Origin of the sequence: Vibrio sp. Vb1018 (assembly GCF_033338775.1) — a bacterium.
Classification (GTDB): domain Bacteria; phylum Pseudomonadota; class Gammaproteobacteria; order Enterobacterales; family Vibrionaceae; genus Vibrio; species Vibrio alginolyticus.
In genome coordinates, this window is the sequence record NZ_JAWOTI010000021.1 from 1 (window position 1) to 17,352 (window position 17,352).

A 17,352-nucleotide genomic window follows, 5' to 3' on the forward strand; every position below is an offset into this window, starting at 1 on the left:
GGACGGATTCGAACCATCGAAGGCAGTGCCGGCAGATTTACAGTCTGCTCCCTTTGGCCACTCGGGAACCCCTCCAGAGGATTTTTATACTTAGTAAGATGTTTTCCCAACTCATCTCCCAAGTGCGGAGCGAATCATAGCAAACTCGCTCAGGCTGTAAAGCGTTTTTCTTACGTTTTTACGTTGAATGCTGTCTTTTTGGGCAAAGATGGTAGAAAGTCAGCGTTTTGTTTGTCCTTTGAACAGAAGAGAAGCGCGCTTTTTACTTGAATTTACACTACTTGACGTTAAACACCGTATCTACTGATAAACTGTAAGCAGTTTAATGACATAAGTTTATTCGTTTAGAAGTCAATATCATGAGCATGAAAGCCACGTTATCGTTATCTGTTTTAACGCTTTCTATATTACTGAGTTCTCCATCGGTTTGCGCTGTGATGCGAGGAGGCTCAGCGGTTACCGTTGTGACTGAACAAGTAGAAACGCACGAGATCAATCAATCCTTAACTCTTATCGGCAAATTAAAGGCAGCGGAGTCTGTGGTTGTCGCATCGGAAGTCGCCGGCAAAGTGAATCAAATCGCTGTTAAAGCGAATCAAAATGTCCAGCAAGACCAGCTATTAATTAAGTTAGATGACGATAAGGCTCAAGCCGCTTTGATTGAGGCAAAGGCGTACCTTAAAGATGAACAGCGTAAGTTAAAAGAGTTCCAACGTTTGGTTAAGCGGAATGCGATTACTCAAACTGAAATCGATGCACAAAAAGCCAGTGTTGAAATAGCACAAGCGAGGCTTGATGCTGCTCAAGCCAATTTAGCTGACCTCCATATTACTGCCCCATTTTCTGGCACTGTTGGTTTTATCGATTTTAGCCGCGGCAAAATGGTCAGTGCGGGTACTGAACTTTTGACGTTGGATGATCTTTCCGTCATGGAACTGGATTTACAAGTACCGGAGCGCTATTTATCGATGCTTTCTATTGGTATGGAAGTCATCGCTAAAACCAGTGCATGGGGTAGCCAGACCTTTACTGGTCAAGTCACAGGTATTGATACGCGGATCAGCGCCGAAACACTGAATCTTCGCGTGCGTATTGAGTTTGATAACCCAGAAAATCAATTGAAGCCGGGCATGTTGATGAACGCTTCACTAGCATTTCCTGCTATTAAGGCGCCAATCATTCCTGTTCAAGCACTTGAATACTCCGGAACTAAACGTTTTGTATATGTAATTGATGAAAATAACAAAGCTACTCGTCAAGAAGTGTCGCTAGGTGCTCGTGTTGGTAACGAGGTGGTGATCGAATCTGGTGTTGAGATTGGTGACAAGATTGTGGTTCAAGGCATTGTTAACATGCGTGATGGTGTCGAAGTGAAAGAAATTGTCGCGCCACTAAAAGCGAACACCACGGATGTGACACGCAATGACAGTGAATCGGATGAGGAAGAAAACTAATGTTACTGTCCGACGTTTCAGTTAAACGCCCTGTCGCGGCGTTGGTTCTGAGCATGCTGTTGTGTGTGTTTGGCTTTGTGTCATTCACCAAATTAGCCGTTCGTGAAATGCCTGATATAGAAAGCCCAGTCGTTTCTATCAGTACGCGTTATGAGGGTGCATCGGCGACTATTATTGAAAGCCAAATTACCTCTGTTTTGGAAGACCAGCTTTCTGGGATCAGTGGAGTTGATGAAATTAGCTCCACTACTCGTAACAGCATGTCGCGTATCACGATCACGTTTGAGTTAGGTTACGATCTCAACACAGGTGTGAGCGACGTGCGTGATGCCGTAGCTCGTGCTCAGCGCTCGCTACCTGATGAAGCGGATGACCCTATTGTTTATAAGAACAATGGCTCGGGAGAGGCGTCGCTCTACATCAATCTCAGTTCTGCAGAGATGGACCGTACTCAATTAACCGATTATGCCGAACGTGTATTGATGGACCGCTTTAGCCTGATCTCTGGGGTTAGCTCCATTGATCTCTCCGGTGGTTTGTACAAGGTCATGTACGTGAAGCTTAAGCCAGAACTAATGGCTGGACGTTCAGTTACAGCTTCGGACATTACATCAGCTTTACGAAGTGAGAACCTAGAAAGCCCAGGTGGTGAAGTTCGCAACGACTCAACAGTAATGTCCGTGCGTACGGCTCGTACTTATAACACGCCTGAAGATTTTCAATATCTTGTCATTAAACGCGCAAGCGACAATACACCTATCTATTTAAAAGATGTAGCAGATGTCTTCATTGGTGCAGAAAACGAAAACTCAACCTTCAAAAGTGATGGTGTAGTAAACATCAGTCTTGGTGTGGTACCGCAGTCAGACGCAAACCCGTTAGAAGTAGCGAAGCTGGTTAGGTCTGAAGTCGATAACATCCAGAAGTTCTTACCAGAAGGTACACGTCTTGCGATAGATTACGACGCGACAGTGTTTATCGAGCGTTCAATCGAAGAGGTGTACAGCACGCTATTTATCACGGGCGGCTTGGTGATTTTGGTATTGTACATTTTTATCGGCCAAGCTCGTGCAACCTTAATTCCTGCGGTTACGGTACCTGTTTCTCTGATTTCTTCGTTCATTGCCGCGTACTACTTTGGGTTTTCTATCAACTTGATCACCTTGATGGCGTTGATATTATCGATTGGTTTGGTGGTGGATGACGCAATTGTGGTTGTAGAGAATATCTTCCACCATATTGAACGCGGTGAATCGCCATTACTCGCCGCATATAAAGGCACAAGAGAGGTTGGTTTTGCTGTTATAGCAACAACATTAGTGCTGGTGATGGTGTTCTTACCGATCTCTTTTATGGATGGCATGGTAGGTCTACTATTTACAGAGTTTTCTGTATTGCTGGCTATGTCGGTCATATTCTCCTCTTTGATTGCCCTGACGCTGACTCCTGTATTAGGTAGTCAGATTTTGAAAGCGAATGTAAAACCAAATCGATTCAATGAAGCGGTTGATCGCTTGTTTAGCAAGCTTGAGAGTGGCTATCGCGCATTATTGAAAGGTGCATTGAAAGTACGTTGGGCTGCTCCGCTGGTGATTCTAGCTTGTTTGGGCGGTAGCTATTTCTTGATGAATCAGGTACCGGCCCAGCTGACCCCACAAGAAGATCGCGGTGTGATATTCGCGTTTGTGCGCGGTGCAGACGCTACGTCATACAATCGTATGTCAGCCAATATGGATATTGTCGAAGACCGATTGATGCCATTACTAGGGCAAGGTTATCTGAAGTCATTCAGCATCCAAACGCCAGCGTTTGGTGGCCAGGCAGGAGACCAGACAGGCTTTGTGATCATGATTCTAGAAGATTGGAACGAACGTGATATCACGGCTCAGCAAGCCCTTAACAAAGTACGGAAAGAATTGGCAGGTATCCCAGATGTTCGAGTGTTCCCATTTATGCCAGGTTTCCAAGGTGGTTCGAGTGAGCCAGTTCAGTTCGTATTAGGCGGCTCTGATTACGATGAGCTCGTTGTTTGGGCTGAAATGCTAAAGAACAAAGCAGAAGAATCACCAATGATGGAAGGAGCAGAGATAGATTACTCGGAAAAAACGCCTGAGTTATTGGTTACAGTTGACCGACAGCGTGCCGCAGAGCTAGGAGTCAGTGTTAAAGACATTTCTGACACCCTAGAAATCATGCTCGGTGGTAAAAGCGAAACGACTTATGTTGAACGTGGCGAAGAGTACGATGTGTATCTTCGCGGTGATGAAAATAGCTTTAATAATGCTGCAGATTTAAGTCAGATTTATCTGCGCACGAATAGCGGTCAGCTAGTGACGTTAGATGCGGTCACAAAAATTGAAGAAGTGGCGGCCTCTATTCGTCTTTCTCACTACAACAAACAGAAGTCCATCACTATTACTGCCAACCTGTCGGAAGGTTATACATTAGGAGATGCGCTGAATTACCTAGACCAGGAAGCCATCGACAACTTACCGGGTGACATTTCGGTGAGTTATTCGGGGGAGTCGAAAGACTTTAAAGAGAACCAAGCGAGTGTTGCTGTTGTGTTTGCATTGGCACTACTAGTGGCGTATCTCGTGTTGGCGGCTCAGTTTGAAAGCTTCGTAAACCCGTTAGTGGTCATGTTTACGGTGCCGATGGGTGTATTTGGTGGCTTCCTTGGTTTGGTTATTATGGGCCAAGGTATGAATATTTATAGCCAGATCGGCATGATCATGTTGATTGGTATGGTGACGAAAAACGGTATTTTGATCGTAGAATTTGCCAATCAGCTACGTGATCGTGGCGTTGGGTTTGAAAAAGCGATCATTGATGCAGCTGCGCGACGTCTACGTCCAATCTTGATGACTGCGTTTACCACACTTGCTGGCGCAATTCCGTTGATAGTATCGACAGGGGCGGGTTATGAGAGCCGTATTGCCGTGGGTACGGTAATCTTTTTCGGGATGGGGTTTGCGACATTGGTGACCTTGTTTGTTATCCCGGCAATGTACCGATTGATTTCGGCGAAAACACAAGCACCAGGTCATGTAGAAGCAGAGTTAAAAAAAGCAATTAGCCATGATACGAAGGGCCGTATAGCGCACCCTTAAATCAAACGTTAAAACATAAAAGCCGAGGTAATAACCTCGGCTTCTCTTTATCGGTTTAAAGTTAGCTCGGAAGCGTTCGATTAGAAGCGTTTCCCTAGGCTGATTTGTACACCTTCGTAGCTGTCGTAAAAATCTTCAAAACCCATATCCGCGACATTATAAATGTACTCTGCGCGTAACCAGATATCTGTACTCATATCCCAATGGACACCAGCACCGATGTTGAATAGTGCGCCTGAATCATCTGTGACTTTTTGTTCGTTTGGTACGTACATTTCGGCTTGAGTGCCAAGCGCTGTTACGCGACCGAATAGTGATAGTGGCGTATCGCCTAAGTCATCACTCGTTACAACAGCAGACATACCTGCTTGGTAATAGTGAAGATCTAAGTCAGTTTTTAGAGCATCGTTCTTAAGTTCATTTTGTGAATAGCGCAGAACCCCTTCAAACGCGAGGTATTGGTTTACATGGTAACCCCAGCCAACTGTGATATGTGGTGTTGACCACTCATTGTCTCTATCCGAGCCGAAATACGGTGTATCAAAACCAACGTTACCAGTACCCAGATAAAAATAAGATTGATGAGCTTGTTCTTGAGCAGCTAAAGTTGGCACGCTAATGGTCAAGGCAGACAATAATAGAATGGCGTTTTTCATAACTAGACGATAACCTTGGTAAAAGACCGTTGTAATGATTTGTTTAAATGTTAATTTAATCAATAGGATGGATGGTAATTATCATATCAGCTTTTATCAAAGGTAGTGATTTTAGAATGGGAATTGTTGCGCTAAAGCATACTTATTACTCATGACTACCGACTAACTAGATATGGTGACGAAAGCTAGCTAAAGAAGAGAGAAGGAAAGGAAAGTGGCTGAATTCAAATACAAAAACTTGACTCAAGAAGAACAAGATAAGTTAGACGCGGCGACATTTCGCCGTTTATTGGCGCATTTAGATGCCAACAAAGACGTACAAAACATCGACCTGATGATCCTTGCGGGCTTCTGTCGCAACTGCTTTAGCAAATGGTATAAATCTGAGGCTGAAAATCTCGGTTTGGATTTAGATATTGATGACGCTCGCGAACGTGTTTACGGCATGACTTACGATGAATGGAAACAAAATCATCAACCAGCGGCAACGCCAGAACAATTGGCTGCGTTTGAAGCGCGCCAGAAAAAGTAAAACCCAACGATAAAAACAGCCCGCATGAAGTTGGGCTGTTTTTTAAAGTCCAGTTTGCACGTTAAGCGTTAGTTGAGCCGCAACAAGCTGGCTCAACGCAACCTTTTGCTTGAATGACTTCGAGTTGAGCTAAGTAAGGTTGAATATCGCCGATGTTCTCTTTTACCCATGTTAAGTCATAATACGTATCTAGGTAACGCTCTCCAGAATCACATAGAAGCGTCACGATAGAACCCTTCTCACCGCGTTGTTTCATCTCACAAGCCAATTGCAGCACACCGTAAAGATTGGTGCCTGTTGATGCGCCGACTTTACGCCCAATCAGCTGAGATACCCAATGGGCGGTTGCCACACTGGCTGCGTCTGGAATTTTGCGCATTTCATCAATGACACCAGCAATAAAACTTGGTTCGACACGTGGTCGCCCGATACCTTCAATTTTGCTGCCAGTATCGCCTTTCAATGAGTGATTTCCTGACTGGAAAGCATCGTAAAACACTGAGTTTTCAGGGTCTACCACGCAAAGCTTAGTGTCGTATTTTTGGTAACGAATAAAACGGCCAATGGTTGCTGATGTGCCGCCTGTTCCAGGACTCATCACTACCCAGCTAGGAATCGGGTGATCTTCTAACTCCATTTGGCTAAAGATAGAGTTCGCGATGTTGTTGTTACCGCGCCAGTCAGTAGCACGTTCAGCATAAGTAAACTGGTCCATGTAGTGACCATTTAGCTCTTGAGCCAAGCGTCGAGACTCGTCATAAATCTGATCTGATCGTTCAACAAGGTGCGCTTTACCACCGTAAAATTCAATTTGTTCGATCTTTTTACGTGCAGTGGTTTTCGGCATAACAGCAATGAACGGTAAGCCAAGTAAACGCGCAAAATACGCTTCCGAAACGGCAGTGCTGCCTGAGGACGCCTCGATTACAGTGGTTTCAGGACCAATCCATCCATTACAAATAGCATAAAGAAACAATGAGCGCGCCAATCGATGCTTAAGAGAGCCTGTAGGGTGCGTACTCTCATCTTTTAGATAGATATCGATACCATCAAGAGAAGGTAGTTCGAGTTTAAATAAGTGAGTATCAGCAGAACGTTGGAAGTCTGCTTCAATTTTACGCACTGCATTGTTGATCCAATTGTGGTCAGTACACATGGCGTCTCTCCTTGGGAAATCGATAGATAAGTATTAGATAGGGATAATTTATCTATAATTTCCGAGAAAAACTTTGCTATTGTTACTCTTAATAAAGATTTTTGTAGAAAAAATTTCTACATTTTATGGGTTTTATGGAAATGAGTTTAGATCGAATAGATAAGCAGCTGCTTGCTTTACTACAAACCGACAGCACCTTGTCATTAAATGACGTGGCTGAGCGAGTCAATCTTACTACAACACCATGCTGGAAGCGCTTGAAAAGGTTGGAAGAAGAGGGCTACATCGAAAAACGCGTGGCGTTGTTAAGTGCAGAAAAGCTCGAGCTATCTTTCATTGCATTTGTTCAGTTAAAAACGATTGATCATTCCGAAGGTTGGTATCACCATTTTGTTACAACTGTGAGTGACTTTCCTGAGGTAATGGAGTTTTATCGTATGGCTGGCGAGTATGACTACATGATGAAAGTACTAGTCAAAGATATGAAGTGTTTTGACGAATTCTATAAGCGGTTAGTTAATAGCGTAAAAGGGCTATCTAATGTGACTTCAACATTTGCTATGGAATCCATTAAATACACAACAGAGTTACCAATCCTAAAATAACTCGCCCTATAAGAATTCTATCTAATGTTAATTCTACCTTTTAGTTTTTTAAATGTTAAAAGGTAGTTTGATTATGCTTTTAAAACTATTTCCTACCAGATTTTTATAAATATAAACGATATTTATTCTCTCTTCTATTTTTCATTAACCATTTGTTTTTACAGTCCATTAATCCTGTACATCATAATGAAAGAAAAAATAACGCAATTTTTTCTCTTTCTTTTTCATGTTTTATTTTATTGAATATTAATTTTTACTAAATTAATGGAAGAGTTTGATTTAAACGTTTGCTTTTTGTTTTTTCATGTAATTTGGTCGCTATTTTTGAGTATTTGTTTTTAGGATTAATACAGTAGCAATTACTTAAGTAATAAAGTACTCAAAAATGGGGATAGTGATTAATAAAACATCGTATTATTATCGCCCCATCTTGTATGTAACAAAGTATTACTAAAAATGAACAGAAATTACTATTTGCTTTTTCTCGCAGCTTTACTCGCTGGCTGTGGCGGTGGGGGAGACTCTAAGCCGAACAATACGAAGACACCAACTACGATAACAAAGCAGAACCGTCCGCAATTAAAAGTTGAAGACACGGTATTGAAGTTTGAAGGAGTGGGAACGGTTACTGAAGCAAAACTGAGCAATGTACATGGGTCGGTATCTTACCAAGTCATTGACTCTAATCCGCCAAATGTCGTGAAAATTAATGACTCAGGAATACTACAAATTCTGCGCCCAGGAACGGCGACTATTCTTGCTACAGATAGTAGCTCTGCTTATGAATCTTCTGAAGCAAGATTTTCTGTCACTGTAGAGCGAGGCATCAATACTGAACTTTCAGTGAGTGATCTGAATTTCAATGCGATTGAGTCAGAAGGAAAAACGTTGATCGTCCGTGGCCAAAAAGGCGAACTGAGTTATGAGGTAGAAAGTGGTCATAACTTGATTCGTGTTGATGAGAACGGTTCGGTATATTCATTAGGTTCAGTTGGTCAGGCATCGGTGCTGATTACCGATTCAGGTAACGACTTTTACTTGCCGAAACAAGTTCGCGCTGCGGTTAAACTGCATGCAGTAGCTCCGGGGCAATTACAGTTCGCTTTGCTTGAAGACGAGTATCGAGAAGGGTTGACGTTAGAACCAGTGCGTCTAGATAAAGCTCAAACGCAACGTATTTCTTACAAAATTATAAATAGCGTACCAGACAGCAAGGTGGCCGAGTTGCTAGATCCTGAAACGGGTTTGCTTCTTGTTCATAATGTTGGTCGATTAACGGTTGAAGCGACTGCAACTTACAGCGACGCGTTTCTGGATAAACAGCAAACAGCGCAATTTTTTGTGGATATAAAACAAGGCAAGCGTCAAGAAATCAGCGCAGCGGATATCGTCACAACTTATGAGGAAGGTGGACGAATTTTCCCTAAGGTGACGAACGCCTACGGTGACTATGAGCTGAGAATCATTCGTGGTGAAGACGTTGTTGCTAAAACTGAAAATGGTGAAGCATTACTGATCAAAGGTGTTGGTGCTGCTGAAGTGGAAATTTACGAGCATGACATGCGTAATTATCCTGCAAGTAAAACTCGTTTTGATCTTGAAGTTAATCGCGCGCCTCATCCCGTTATAAAAGACATTGAAATGCCGCTTACCTATCAACCAAATCTTTCAATCCCTCTGGCGTTTAAAGGGCAAAAAGGTAACGTAAATCTAGTTAGCAGCTTACCTAATGGCTTACGAATGACTGACGGCAAGTTGGAGGTAGTGACTGCGGGTGAGTACGACCTTAAGTTTGAAGACGATGGTGGGGAGTTCTACCAACCTATTCAATTTAATGTCGTCATTAAAGTTGCAAAGGCTGAAGGCCAACCCATGGCAACGCACGATTATGACGTTGTATACAGCAACAAATACAGTTTTGATCTTCACCGTGATTTTGGTTTGAGTGCTGACGAGCAAATTGAGATTGTAGATAACTCCGCACCAGATGTTGTCGGTGGTTTTAGTGAAGGACGTCTCCATGTGTATAAAGCGGGTAAAGCGACGCTAACTGTGTGCAGAAAAGAGAGCGCGAATTATACTGTTGGTCCTGATCAAAAAGTCTACGTGACAATTTTGAGTGCGCCGAGCCGAATTGAAGTTCAATCCGATGTGGAAGAGATTTGGAAGGTTGGCCAAACATTTGTTGCGCCGAAAATCTCTGGTACGGTTGGGGAAGTTACGTACCGATTTGCAGACAACGCAGCAACAGATGTAGTTTCCTTAAACAGCCAAACGGGTGCCATGCAAATTCTTAACGCGGGTAGCACAAAAATTATTGTTTCGGATGCGGGGGACGACAAAGTGGATCCGGGTGAAAGTAGTTTCTCGGTCACGATTAAACAAGGCACAAACCCTGTATCGGTTACTTACCCAACGGTAGAATTCTCCGCTGGTAGTGTTATCTCACCAGTGATGAGTGGTGGGACTGCGAAGGCAAGTTACCGTCTTATTAACCAAAAAGATCCTGTGGTCGAGCTAGTTTCCCCTGATACGGGGCGTTTGAAGATTTTGCACGCAGGCGAGTACCAAGTAGAGGTTACTCTTACTGGACGCAACTACAAAGCTAAAACAATCGTCGTAAATGGCACTATTAACAAAGCGAATCACCCTGGTTTAAGTGCTTCTACAATGAAGGTGGAATTTGAACCATTTAAAAAGGTTAAGCTAGACTTTGGTACACCAATAGGAAACCGCAGCTATCAAATATCCAGCTCAACAATTAAAGGAGTCGCTTCATTAGATGTTGATAAGGAAGAGCTGACGTTACTTGACCTCCCACCAGTAAAAAGACGTTGGATTTCTCTCGACGTTTCGGAAGGAGAATCTCGAGATTACAAAGCGTTGGAAAGTAAGAAAGTCCAGCTGTATCTAAGCTTTGCAGATGAAGGTGTTGCGGATCAATATACATTACTTGAAACTGAACAAACAGTATTGTTTAGCACGCTAAATGCACGTGAGTTTTCTAACTTAGAAGAAAGTGAGTTTGGTTTGATGAACGTTCGTTCAGTGCGTGAGCCAACGGACGAAGAATTGAAATTATACGGCAAAGGTAAGATTGCACTACTTGCATTCAAGCCGGTGGGTAACGATGACCAAACTCTAATAAAAGGAGCGTGGGTACACTTAGCTCGATTTGATGGATGTACATCAGAGCTGTTCGAAGATGATCTCAAGCCTTTTGAAGCAATTGACTATGATGACCCAGGGTACTGCACCAACGGCAGCACGATTCGTATGACTCGGTTCTTAATAATTGATGACTCGAAGATGGAAAAGGTAGAGTATGAGTTAGTAGCACCTGTGATTACTTACCGTCGTGGGGTTCGTGAATTTTTAGCAACGAATAAAGGTGGATTCTATGCCGACCCAAATGTCATTTACGGGAAAGGCGAATATGGTTACCCGAAATCACTTTACGAATGGTCGGTTATTAACATGAAGTATCAACCAAATTAATCATCGTTTGATACCCATTAAAAAAGGAGTGCGGAACAGCACTCCTTTTTTCGTCTGGCGAACACGAGCTATTTCGTGTAGCGCATCACCCCTTCTTGCACGGCGGTCGCCACTAAGTGACCTTGCTGGTTGTATATTTCGCCACGGACCAACCCACGAGTATTGCTCGCCGTTGGGCTCTCTATCGCATATAGAAGCCATTCATCCATCTTAAACGGACGATGGAACCAGATAGAGTGGTCAATGGTGGCCACTTGAAAGTTAGGCGTCATTAATGAGACTTCATGTGGATGCATTGCTGTCACAAGGAATCCCCAATCGGATGCGTAGGCCAGAAGGTACTGGTGAATTAGCTGATTCTCTGGCATTTCACCATTAGCACGAATCCAAAGGTACTGTTTGGGTTCTGCTTTTTTGGGCTTCAAAGGGTTGATAACAGTAACGGGGCGAGTTTCGATAGGCTTTTCCCCGCAAAATGTTTTGCGTAAGCGTTTGGGTAGAAATTCTGCAATATGGCTTGCGAGCTCACTCTCTGAGGCAAAGTTTTCTGGACCAGGGATATCTGGCATTTCTTTTTGATGATCAAACCCAGGTTGATCGCCATGGTAGGATGCGGTTAGGTAAAAAATAGGGCGTCCATTTTGAATTGCTTTTACGCGTCTAGTGCTAAAGCTACGGCCATCTCTCAGATTTTCTACATCATAAATAATAGGTTTTTCTGGATCGCCAGGGTACAAAAAATAGCTATGGAAGGAGTGTACCGTGCGTGTTTCTTCAACGGTGTAGCGCGCAGCAGAAAGCGCTTGCCCAATTACTTGACCGCCATAAACTTGAGGCAAACCTAGGTTTTCACTTTGGCCACGAAACAAGCCTTCTTCTAATTTTTCGAGTTGTAGTAGGCTGAGCAATTCTCGTAGTGGTTTACTCATTGTGTCTCCTCACCGTTGTCTTTCATTCCAAGTTACCTCAACAGCCTCACTCTTGTGAAGTGGCATAGTTAAGAACTATTGAGTAACTTAGAAATAGTATTGTTCCAATTATGAAACAAAATCAATTGTTTGATAAATTCTAACTCAGTCAAACTATTGTCAAATAAAGTGACAGGAAGCAGACAGTTTTATATTCCACACCTATAATTGCCTCGGTTTAACGCTCTTTTCGAGGAATATATGAAAAAAACACTACTACTTGTTACTTCTCTACTCTTTGGGGCTGCGTTAGTGGGTTGCCAAACTTCTCAAAATACAGAAATGGAATCTACAGAGGCGTCAATGAAGACGATTACAGGTACAGTGGCTTATCGCGAGCGGATTGCCTTGCCACCAAACGCAGTGGTTACTATTGCGTTAGAAGATGTGTCCTTGGCGGATGCGCCAGCAAAAGTGTTGGCGAAACAGACATTCGAAACAGAAGGTAAGCAAGTTCCTCTTTCTTTTGAGTTGAGTTACGACAGCAATGAAATCAAACCAAACCATCGTTACAGCGTTCGTGCTCGCATTGAGGTAGATGGAAAGCTGCGTTTTATCAGCGACACACATAACGGTGTTATTACAGATGAAGCACAAACTCACCAATTAGATATTCGTCTAGTTGGAACACGTTAATACGACGTACTGAGAACAAAAAATGGCAGCTTAAGGCTGCCATTTGTATTTTTTAAGTGAAGTTTTGCCAACTTCCGATACTTCAATCCCTTCTGCTTCTAATTTCTTTTTTTGTCGCTCTAAGTCTCTGCCTTTTAAAGATATTTTTCCTTGGCTATTTACCACTCTAAACCAGGGGAGTTTGCTGCCTTCTGGTAGGTTACCCAGTGCTTTACCAACATGTCTCGCATAGCCCGGATAACCGGCCATTTTTGCAATTTCCCCATAGGTGGAGACTTTTCCTTTTGGAATTTGGTGAATTACAGCAAAGATTTGCGCTAAAAATTGGTCCATACTCAAAAGTGTCTATTTTGGATTACTAAGGAATGGTAAACCATTGGACTTGTATATTGCTAACGGTTCTTAACCCTTGTGTTGCCAGCGACTCACTTTGAAGAATTACATTTTCTGTTCTTTAGTGTCGTTGGTTGATGAGCCTTAAACAGCATGAAGCAAACGCAAGCTAAGCTTGAATCTAGACCCTCTCAACGACTTTCAATCCCAGTTTTTGCCGTTGAGTTACCAAGTAGGTGGGGAAGCCAGGAGGCGCTATGATTTTATCGACACTTCAATTTTTCGTTACGACCTTACTCGCTGTTGTCTGCGTTCGGGCGATGAGTTTGAGCGAGGGTGACATTCCCGTTCTTGCACTTATGATCCCCGCGCTGTGGGTTCTGCCACAAGGTGGGTTCGCTGGCTTAGTATTGCTGGGCGCGATGATGGCTTTTGGTGCGACACTCTCAATGCAGCCAATTGCTTTGTCGGTTGGTGTTTTGATCCTTTTCCCACTTTTAATGGTGGTGTTTTCTCGTAGAAGCTCTTTAGGCGTGTTGCTCACCGCTGGTCTTATTTTACTTACACTGCAAGTTGGTCTTATGGTCACACAGCAAGGCGGTAAGCTGGATGGGTCTGCTTGGGTTACAGTGGTTCAAACCATTGCGGTTATGGCGATGTGGTGGTCGGCTGCGCATTGGACGCCATCCAATAAACACAGCTGGTGGCCGTTGTTTTTGTTGCTCCCATTGTGGATTGCAGGCCTACCGTACGCCGTTCTTATGGCGTTAAGTTTGACGGGAATGTTAGCGTCAATGGAAGCACTTGCGAAGCTTCAACATACCATTCGTTGGAGCAAATTATTATGTTGGACATTGCCGACTGTGGGTTTTGCCGCTTTAGTCGTCAGCCCGACCACGGATGTGCCAAACCCTGTTTTCGTGGTTTGGATCTGTTTGTTAGGGACGGCTTGGATGACTGACTATATTTTACGTAGTAGCGATGAACAGGCTGAATTATGAGTTTTTAGTCAGGTAAAAAGTGACATGTGCGGCAGAGTATCGAATTGGTTGTGGAACAAAATGGAGATTAGTATATGTTCTTCATTTCATATTTACTACACTTCCAATAATAATAACCACAATATAAGTGGTTGATTTAAGATAAGTTTGTCATGACAACTTTTGCTCGAACACTGTTGCTTTTTGCATGTTGCCTCTTGAGTTTGAATGTAAAAGCCGAAGCCCCTTTAATTGCTCATTATAAAGTCGCGACTGAAGCGGATGATGTCGTCACTCGTGTTCTTTTCAATGCTGCTTCAGAGGAGTTTGGCTTTACCGTTCAATACGTGAACTACTCCAGCTTTGATGCCATTCTAAATTCAGTAGCGAATGGGGAAGCGGACTTTGCTGCGAATATCACTTACACACAAGAACGTGCTCAACGTTTTAGTTATTCCCGCCCAACAAATATCGAATATACCTACCTCTTTGGTTTAAAAGATTCGACGTTGAGTGACATTTCGCGTGTTGGCGTCCCCAAAGATACAGTTTATGCCCAATTACTTAAACAACACTACCCTGAGCTAGAACAGATCTCTTATCAAGGTCACGAACAAGCAGTAACACTGCTACGTTCAGGTGCTGTGGACGGCGTTGTCGATGCCATTAACCAGCTCAAGCCGATGCTGATGGAGGGGTTTGACGCCAAGATGCTCAATGATCAGATTTCGATAAAGCCCGTATCCATCATCAGTAAAAAAGATCATCATCTTGAAGAGTTGGACACGTTCGCTACGTTTATTCACGGGGAAGCGGTGCAAAAGCAGCTTCGCGAAGAAATTTCCCAGTATCAATTTGAATTAAGGCGAGCAGCGTTGCGTGATTCTATTCGTTTATTACCCCTTGATTTTAATGAACCAATACGGATTAAGCTCGAATCTATCTTTCCATATGTTGTATACAACGCAGATGGTAGTGTCGAAGGGATGACGGCTGATGTAGTCCTGAGAAGCTGTGAGATCTTGGCTTTAAACTGCTTGATCATTAGTGAGCCTGGTGAAAGCTGGGGTTCTATGTACCATGAGTTTATCCAAGGTAATTTCGAAATTTTGGCGCCGTTAACGGTCAGCCGTGAGCGGCGCGCATTTAGCTACTTTCCAAAGCCCCATTACGCGCCAGCATCGGTGATGGTCAAGCGTTTAGGTTACAAACCGAGCACATACTCTCATGTTTCACAGTTGATATCTGAGCGGATTGGCGTAGTTAAGGATGACTTTTTCGATCAAATGATGACGCAACTGTTACCGCTAAAAGAACTCAAACGTTATCGTACCCAACAAGAGCTCATTCAGGGGCTACTAAATGAAGAAGTCGATTACATTCCGATGGATACGGCGATGCTCAATCATTTTTTACGTCTCAGTGAATTGGTTCCGATAGAGCAGGATACCGCTATTGGCGAGTTTTATGAGTCACAACTCTCTGTTGGATTGGTCGCGAATGAAAAAGGAGCCATGCTTGCGCCTTTCTTCAGTCGAGCGATAGCGATGTTAGAAGTTGATAAGATCATTGCTCAGTACGATGTACGCCCAGATTGGCGTACCGCACTTGAATATGAGATTCGATTAGCGACGCAAACACAAGCTGTGTTTATCTTTGTATTATTGTTTGCTATTTGTGTTTCGCTTTATCTTTACCGTCAATCGAACACTGACAACTTAACAGGGTTAAGGAATCGTCGTGCGTTGCAAGTAAAGTATCGAAAAGGAGTAAACAAAGATCTATCCATACTTTACTTAGACATTAATCATTTCAAACGAATCAATGACACTTATGGTCATCGCGCTGGGGACGAAGTTTTACAACTACTGGCGCTAAAAATTCATTATGTCTGGTCGGGAAGATGTTATCGAATTGGAGGGGATGAGTTCATATTACTGGGTTATCCTACGCAAGCCGAGTTAACTAGAGCAATGAGAGAGCTCAGTAGAATCGATGTGAAAGGCAAATTATGTAGTGATTTGGAGTCTATAAGTATCTCTATTGGTTTCTCTGCAAAAAGGGAACGGCACATGAGCTTAGAGCAAGCGATGCATTTGGCTGATGAAGACATGTACATGAGTAAGCAGTCCTCACGGCACGACTCCTCTTATCGTGACTGCACGGTTTCATCATAAAGGAATGAATTGATCGAGTTTTGTTCAAACGGTAATGAAATGATGAAATTCAAGGTTTTTGCTCTTGCATTATGAGAGCTGATACTGAATAATCGCCCCATCGATTGAGGCAAGACCTCTCGAAAAGAATTATGGGGCTCTGGTCCTCTCGCAACAATAGCTCGTGAACTCGGTCAGGTCCGGAAGGAAGCAGCCGCAGCGTGTGACTTGTGTGCCGGGATGTGGCTGGGGTCCCACCCTTTGAAAGCCCTGCGTTATCGCAGGGCTTTTTTCGTTTTTGAGCCTTCTTTTATTTTGGCTACGCTTGGTGTTCAACGTCTTCTGATGATCAAGCTTCTTGAGGTTATTTAGGTATAATTTATAATCTCATCCGCTCGATACCGAACTTTCGTGAAGATTGTTTAGGGTACACTCGCCGAATAACCATTTTCACCTGGGATACTTTAATGATTTCAAAAAACCAATTAAAACTGCTTCGTGCTTTAGGTCAAAAGAAACAGCGTAAAGCGCATGGCTTATTCCTAGTTCAGGGTGAAAAGAACGTACTAGAGCTAGCAAGTAGTTCATTGAAGGTGAAGCAGGTTTTTGCAACAGCGGCATTTCTCGAACAAAATGCTGGTACGCTAAATCGTTTTGATTGTGTTGAAGCATCGCTTGATGAATTGACCAAAGCGAGCACGCTTGTGAGCAATAATGCGGCCATTGCTGTGGTTGAAATTCCGAGTGTAAAAGAGCCTCAAGCGAAAGGCTTGATGATTGCGCTAGATGGTGTATCCGACCCTGGTAATCTAGGTACGATTATTCGTGTTGCAGACTGGTATGGCATCAAGCACATTATTGCGAGTACAGATTGTGCTGATCCTTATAATCCTAAAACGATCAGTGCGACCATGGGCAGCTTTGGCCGCGTACAAGTGAGTTTGGTGGATTTGCCAAGTTACTTGGAACACGCCAAATTGCCAGTATATGGCGCGTTTTTGGAAGGAGAGAGCGTTCATAAAACGGATTTCGCTGCTGAAGGTATTTTGTTGATGGGCAGCGAATCTCATGGTGTGCGTGAAGCCGCAGCAAAATTCGTGACAGATAAGATCACGATTCCGGCGTTTGGCGGTGCCGAATCACTGAATGTCGCGATGGCGACTGGCATTATTTTAGACAACATGCGCCGCCAACATAGCTAACGCAACAATTACATAATAACAAAGCCAGTCAATTGACTGGCTTTGTTGTATTTTGCCTAGAAA

General features: G+C 43.3%; 13 protein-coding genes, 1 tRNA gene and 1 other RNA gene. 10 read left to right on the plus strand and 5 right to left on the minus strand.

Annotated features, from left to right (window positions below; genetic code table 11):
• Nucleotides 1-67: transfer RNA gene (locus R7Z10_RS18870), tRNA-Tyr, on the minus strand.
• A 292-nt stretch (nt 68-359) separates the two neighbouring features.
• On the opposite strand from R7Z10_RS18870, the gene R7Z10_RS18875 reads away from it, so the two are divergent.
• The gene (locus R7Z10_RS18875; protein ID WP_318105631.1) at nt 360-1,454 is read left to right on the plus strand and encodes an efflux RND transporter periplasmic adaptor subunit; all 1,095 of its coding nucleotides are present in this window, start codon (nt 360-362) and stop codon (nt 1,452-1,454) included.
• The gene (vmeF, locus tag R7Z10_RS18880) at nt 1,454-4,567 is read left to right on the plus strand and encodes a multidrug efflux RND transporter permease subunit VmeF (protein ID WP_064353731.1); all 3,114 of its coding nucleotides are present in this window, start codon (nt 1,454-1,456) and stop codon (nt 4,565-4,567) included. The genes R7Z10_RS18875 and vmeF overlap by 1 nt, the downstream gene beginning before the upstream one ends.
• Nucleotides 4,568-4,647: 80 nt before the next feature.
• Here the strand turns inward: vmeF and R7Z10_RS18885 are convergent, their stop codons facing one another.
• Nucleotides 4,648-5,223 (minus strand): porin family protein, encoded by a 576-nt coding sequence (locus R7Z10_RS18885; protein WP_033905033.1) that lies wholly within the window; start codon nt 5,221-5,223, stop codon nt 4,648-4,650.
• A 214-nt stretch (nt 5,224-5,437) separates the two neighbouring features.
• Between R7Z10_RS18885 and R7Z10_RS18890 the strand changes: the two genes are divergently transcribed.
• Nucleotides 5,438-5,755 carry a DUF1244 domain-containing protein gene (locus R7Z10_RS18890; RefSeq protein WP_005378586.1) on the plus strand — a complete coding sequence of 106 codons (318 nt, stop codon included), beginning with the start codon at nt 5,438-5,440 and terminating at the stop codon, nt 5,753-5,755.
• Between the two features lie 61 nt (nt 5,756-5,816).
• Here R7Z10_RS18890 and R7Z10_RS18895 read toward each other — a convergent pair whose 3' ends face one another.
• Complete coding sequence (locus R7Z10_RS18895) at nt 5,817-6,911, minus strand: PLP-dependent cysteine synthase family protein (RefSeq protein ID WP_005389952.1); 1,095 nt, start codon at nt 6,909-6,911, stop codon at nt 5,817-5,819.
• A 140-nt stretch (nt 6,912-7,051) separates the two neighbouring features.
• Between R7Z10_RS18895 and R7Z10_RS18900 the strand changes: the two genes are divergently transcribed.
• Both R7Z10_RS18900 and R7Z10_RS18905 read left to right on the plus strand, forming a co-directional pair.
• A complete protein-coding gene (locus R7Z10_RS18900; protein ID WP_025998626.1) occupies nt 7,052-7,516 on the plus strand; it encodes an Lrp/AsnC family transcriptional regulator in 465 nt (154 codons plus the stop codon).
• A gap of 456 nt (nt 7,517-7,972) precedes the next feature.
• Nucleotides 7,973-11,014 carry a cadherin repeat domain-containing protein gene (locus tag R7Z10_RS18905; protein WP_318105634.1) on the plus strand — a complete coding sequence of 1,014 codons (3,042 nt, stop codon included), beginning with the start codon at nt 7,973-7,975 and terminating at the stop codon, nt 11,012-11,014.
• 68 nt (nt 11,015-11,082) lie between these two features.
• On the opposite strand, the gene tesB is transcribed toward R7Z10_RS18905, so the two are convergent.
• Entirely contained in the window at nt 11,083-11,943 is an 861-nt protein-coding gene (tesB, locus tag R7Z10_RS18910) for an acyl-CoA thioesterase II (RefSeq protein ID WP_005378575.1), read from the minus strand.
• A 240-nt stretch (nt 11,944-12,183) separates the two neighbouring features.
• Here tesB and R7Z10_RS18915 point away from each other — a divergent pair, with 240 nt between their 5' ends.
• The gene (locus R7Z10_RS18915; protein WP_005378572.1) at nt 12,184-12,618 is read left to right on the plus strand and encodes a YbaY family lipoprotein; all 435 of its coding nucleotides are present in this window, start codon (nt 12,184-12,186) and stop codon (nt 12,616-12,618) included.
• 30 nt (nt 12,619-12,648) lie between these two features.
• On the opposite strand, the gene R7Z10_RS18920 is transcribed toward R7Z10_RS18915, so the two are convergent.
• Nucleotides 12,649-12,951, minus strand: a complete 303-nt coding sequence (locus R7Z10_RS18920) for a DNA base-flipping protein (protein WP_005378570.1) — start codon at nt 12,949-12,951, stop codon at nt 12,649-12,651.
• Between the two features lie 257 nt (nt 12,952-13,208).
• Here R7Z10_RS18920 and R7Z10_RS18925 point away from each other — a divergent pair, with 257 nt between their 5' ends.
• From R7Z10_RS18925 to R7Z10_RS18940, 4 genes are all read left to right on the plus strand, one after another.
• On the plus strand, nt 13,209-13,952 hold the full coding sequence (locus R7Z10_RS18925) for a hypothetical protein (protein ID WP_318105637.1): 744 nt from the start codon (nt 13,209-13,211) through the stop codon (nt 13,950-13,952).
• A 152-nt stretch (nt 13,953-14,104) separates the two neighbouring features.
• Nucleotides 14,105-16,108: a GGDEF domain-containing protein gene (locus R7Z10_RS18930; protein WP_138940035.1), complete on the plus strand. Its 2,004-nt coding sequence runs from the start codon at nt 14,105-14,107 to the stop codon at nt 16,106-16,108.
• A 137-nt stretch (nt 16,109-16,245) separates the two neighbouring features.
• Nucleotides 16,246-16,342, plus strand: an RNA gene (gene ffs, locus R7Z10_RS18935) — signal recognition particle sRNA small type.
• Nucleotides 16,343-16,554: 212 nt separating this feature from the next.
• The gene (locus R7Z10_RS18940) at nt 16,555-17,289 is read left to right on the plus strand and encodes an RNA methyltransferase (RefSeq protein WP_005378485.1); all 735 of its coding nucleotides are present in this window, start codon (nt 16,555-16,557) and stop codon (nt 17,287-17,289) included.
• The last annotated feature ends 63 nt before the right edge of the window (nt 17,290-17,352 follow it).

What these genes read in the sequence shown, in the direction of transcription:
- R7Z10_RS18875 (WP_318105631.1), top strand. Translation starts at nt 360, where the DNA reads ATGAGCATGAAAGCCACGTTATCGTTATCTGTTTTAACGCTTTCTATA.
- vmeF (WP_064353731.1), top strand. Translation starts at nt 1,454, where the DNA reads ATGTTACTGTCCGACGTTTCAGTTAAACGCCCTGTCGCGGCGTTGGTT.
- R7Z10_RS18885 (WP_033905033.1), bottom strand. Translation starts at nt 5,223, where the DNA reads ATGAAAAACGCCATTCTATTATTGTCTGCCTTGACCATTAGCGTGCCA.
- R7Z10_RS18895 (WP_005389952.1), bottom strand. Translation starts at nt 6,911, where the DNA reads ATGTGTACTGACCACAATTGGATCAACAATGCAGTGCGTAAAATTGAA.
- R7Z10_RS18900 (WP_025998626.1), top strand. Translation starts at nt 7,052, where the DNA reads ATGAGTTTAGATCGAATAGATAAGCAGCTGCTTGCTTTACTACAAACC.
- R7Z10_RS18905 (WP_318105634.1), top strand. Translation starts at nt 7,973, where the DNA reads ATGAACAGAAATTACTATTTGCTTTTTCTCGCAGCTTTACTCGCTGGC.
- tesB (WP_005378575.1), bottom strand. Translation starts at nt 11,943, where the DNA reads ATGAGTAAACCACTACGAGAATTGCTCAGCCTACTACAACTCGAAAAA.
- R7Z10_RS18915 (WP_005378572.1), top strand. Translation starts at nt 12,184, where the DNA reads ATGAAAAAAACACTACTACTTGTTACTTCTCTACTCTTTGGGGCTGCG.
- R7Z10_RS18920 (WP_005378570.1), bottom strand. Translation starts at nt 12,951, where the DNA reads ATGGACCAATTTTTAGCGCAAATCTTTGCTGTAATTCACCAAATTCCA.
- R7Z10_RS18925 (WP_318105637.1), top strand. Translation starts at nt 13,209, where the DNA reads ATGATTTTATCGACACTTCAATTTTTCGTTACGACCTTACTCGCTGTT.
- R7Z10_RS18930 (WP_138940035.1), top strand. Translation starts at nt 14,105, where the DNA reads ATGACAACTTTTGCTCGAACACTGTTGCTTTTTGCATGTTGCCTCTTG.
- R7Z10_RS18940 (WP_005378485.1), top strand. Translation starts at nt 16,555, where the DNA reads ATGATTTCAAAAAACCAATTAAAACTGCTTCGTGCTTTAGGTCAAAAG.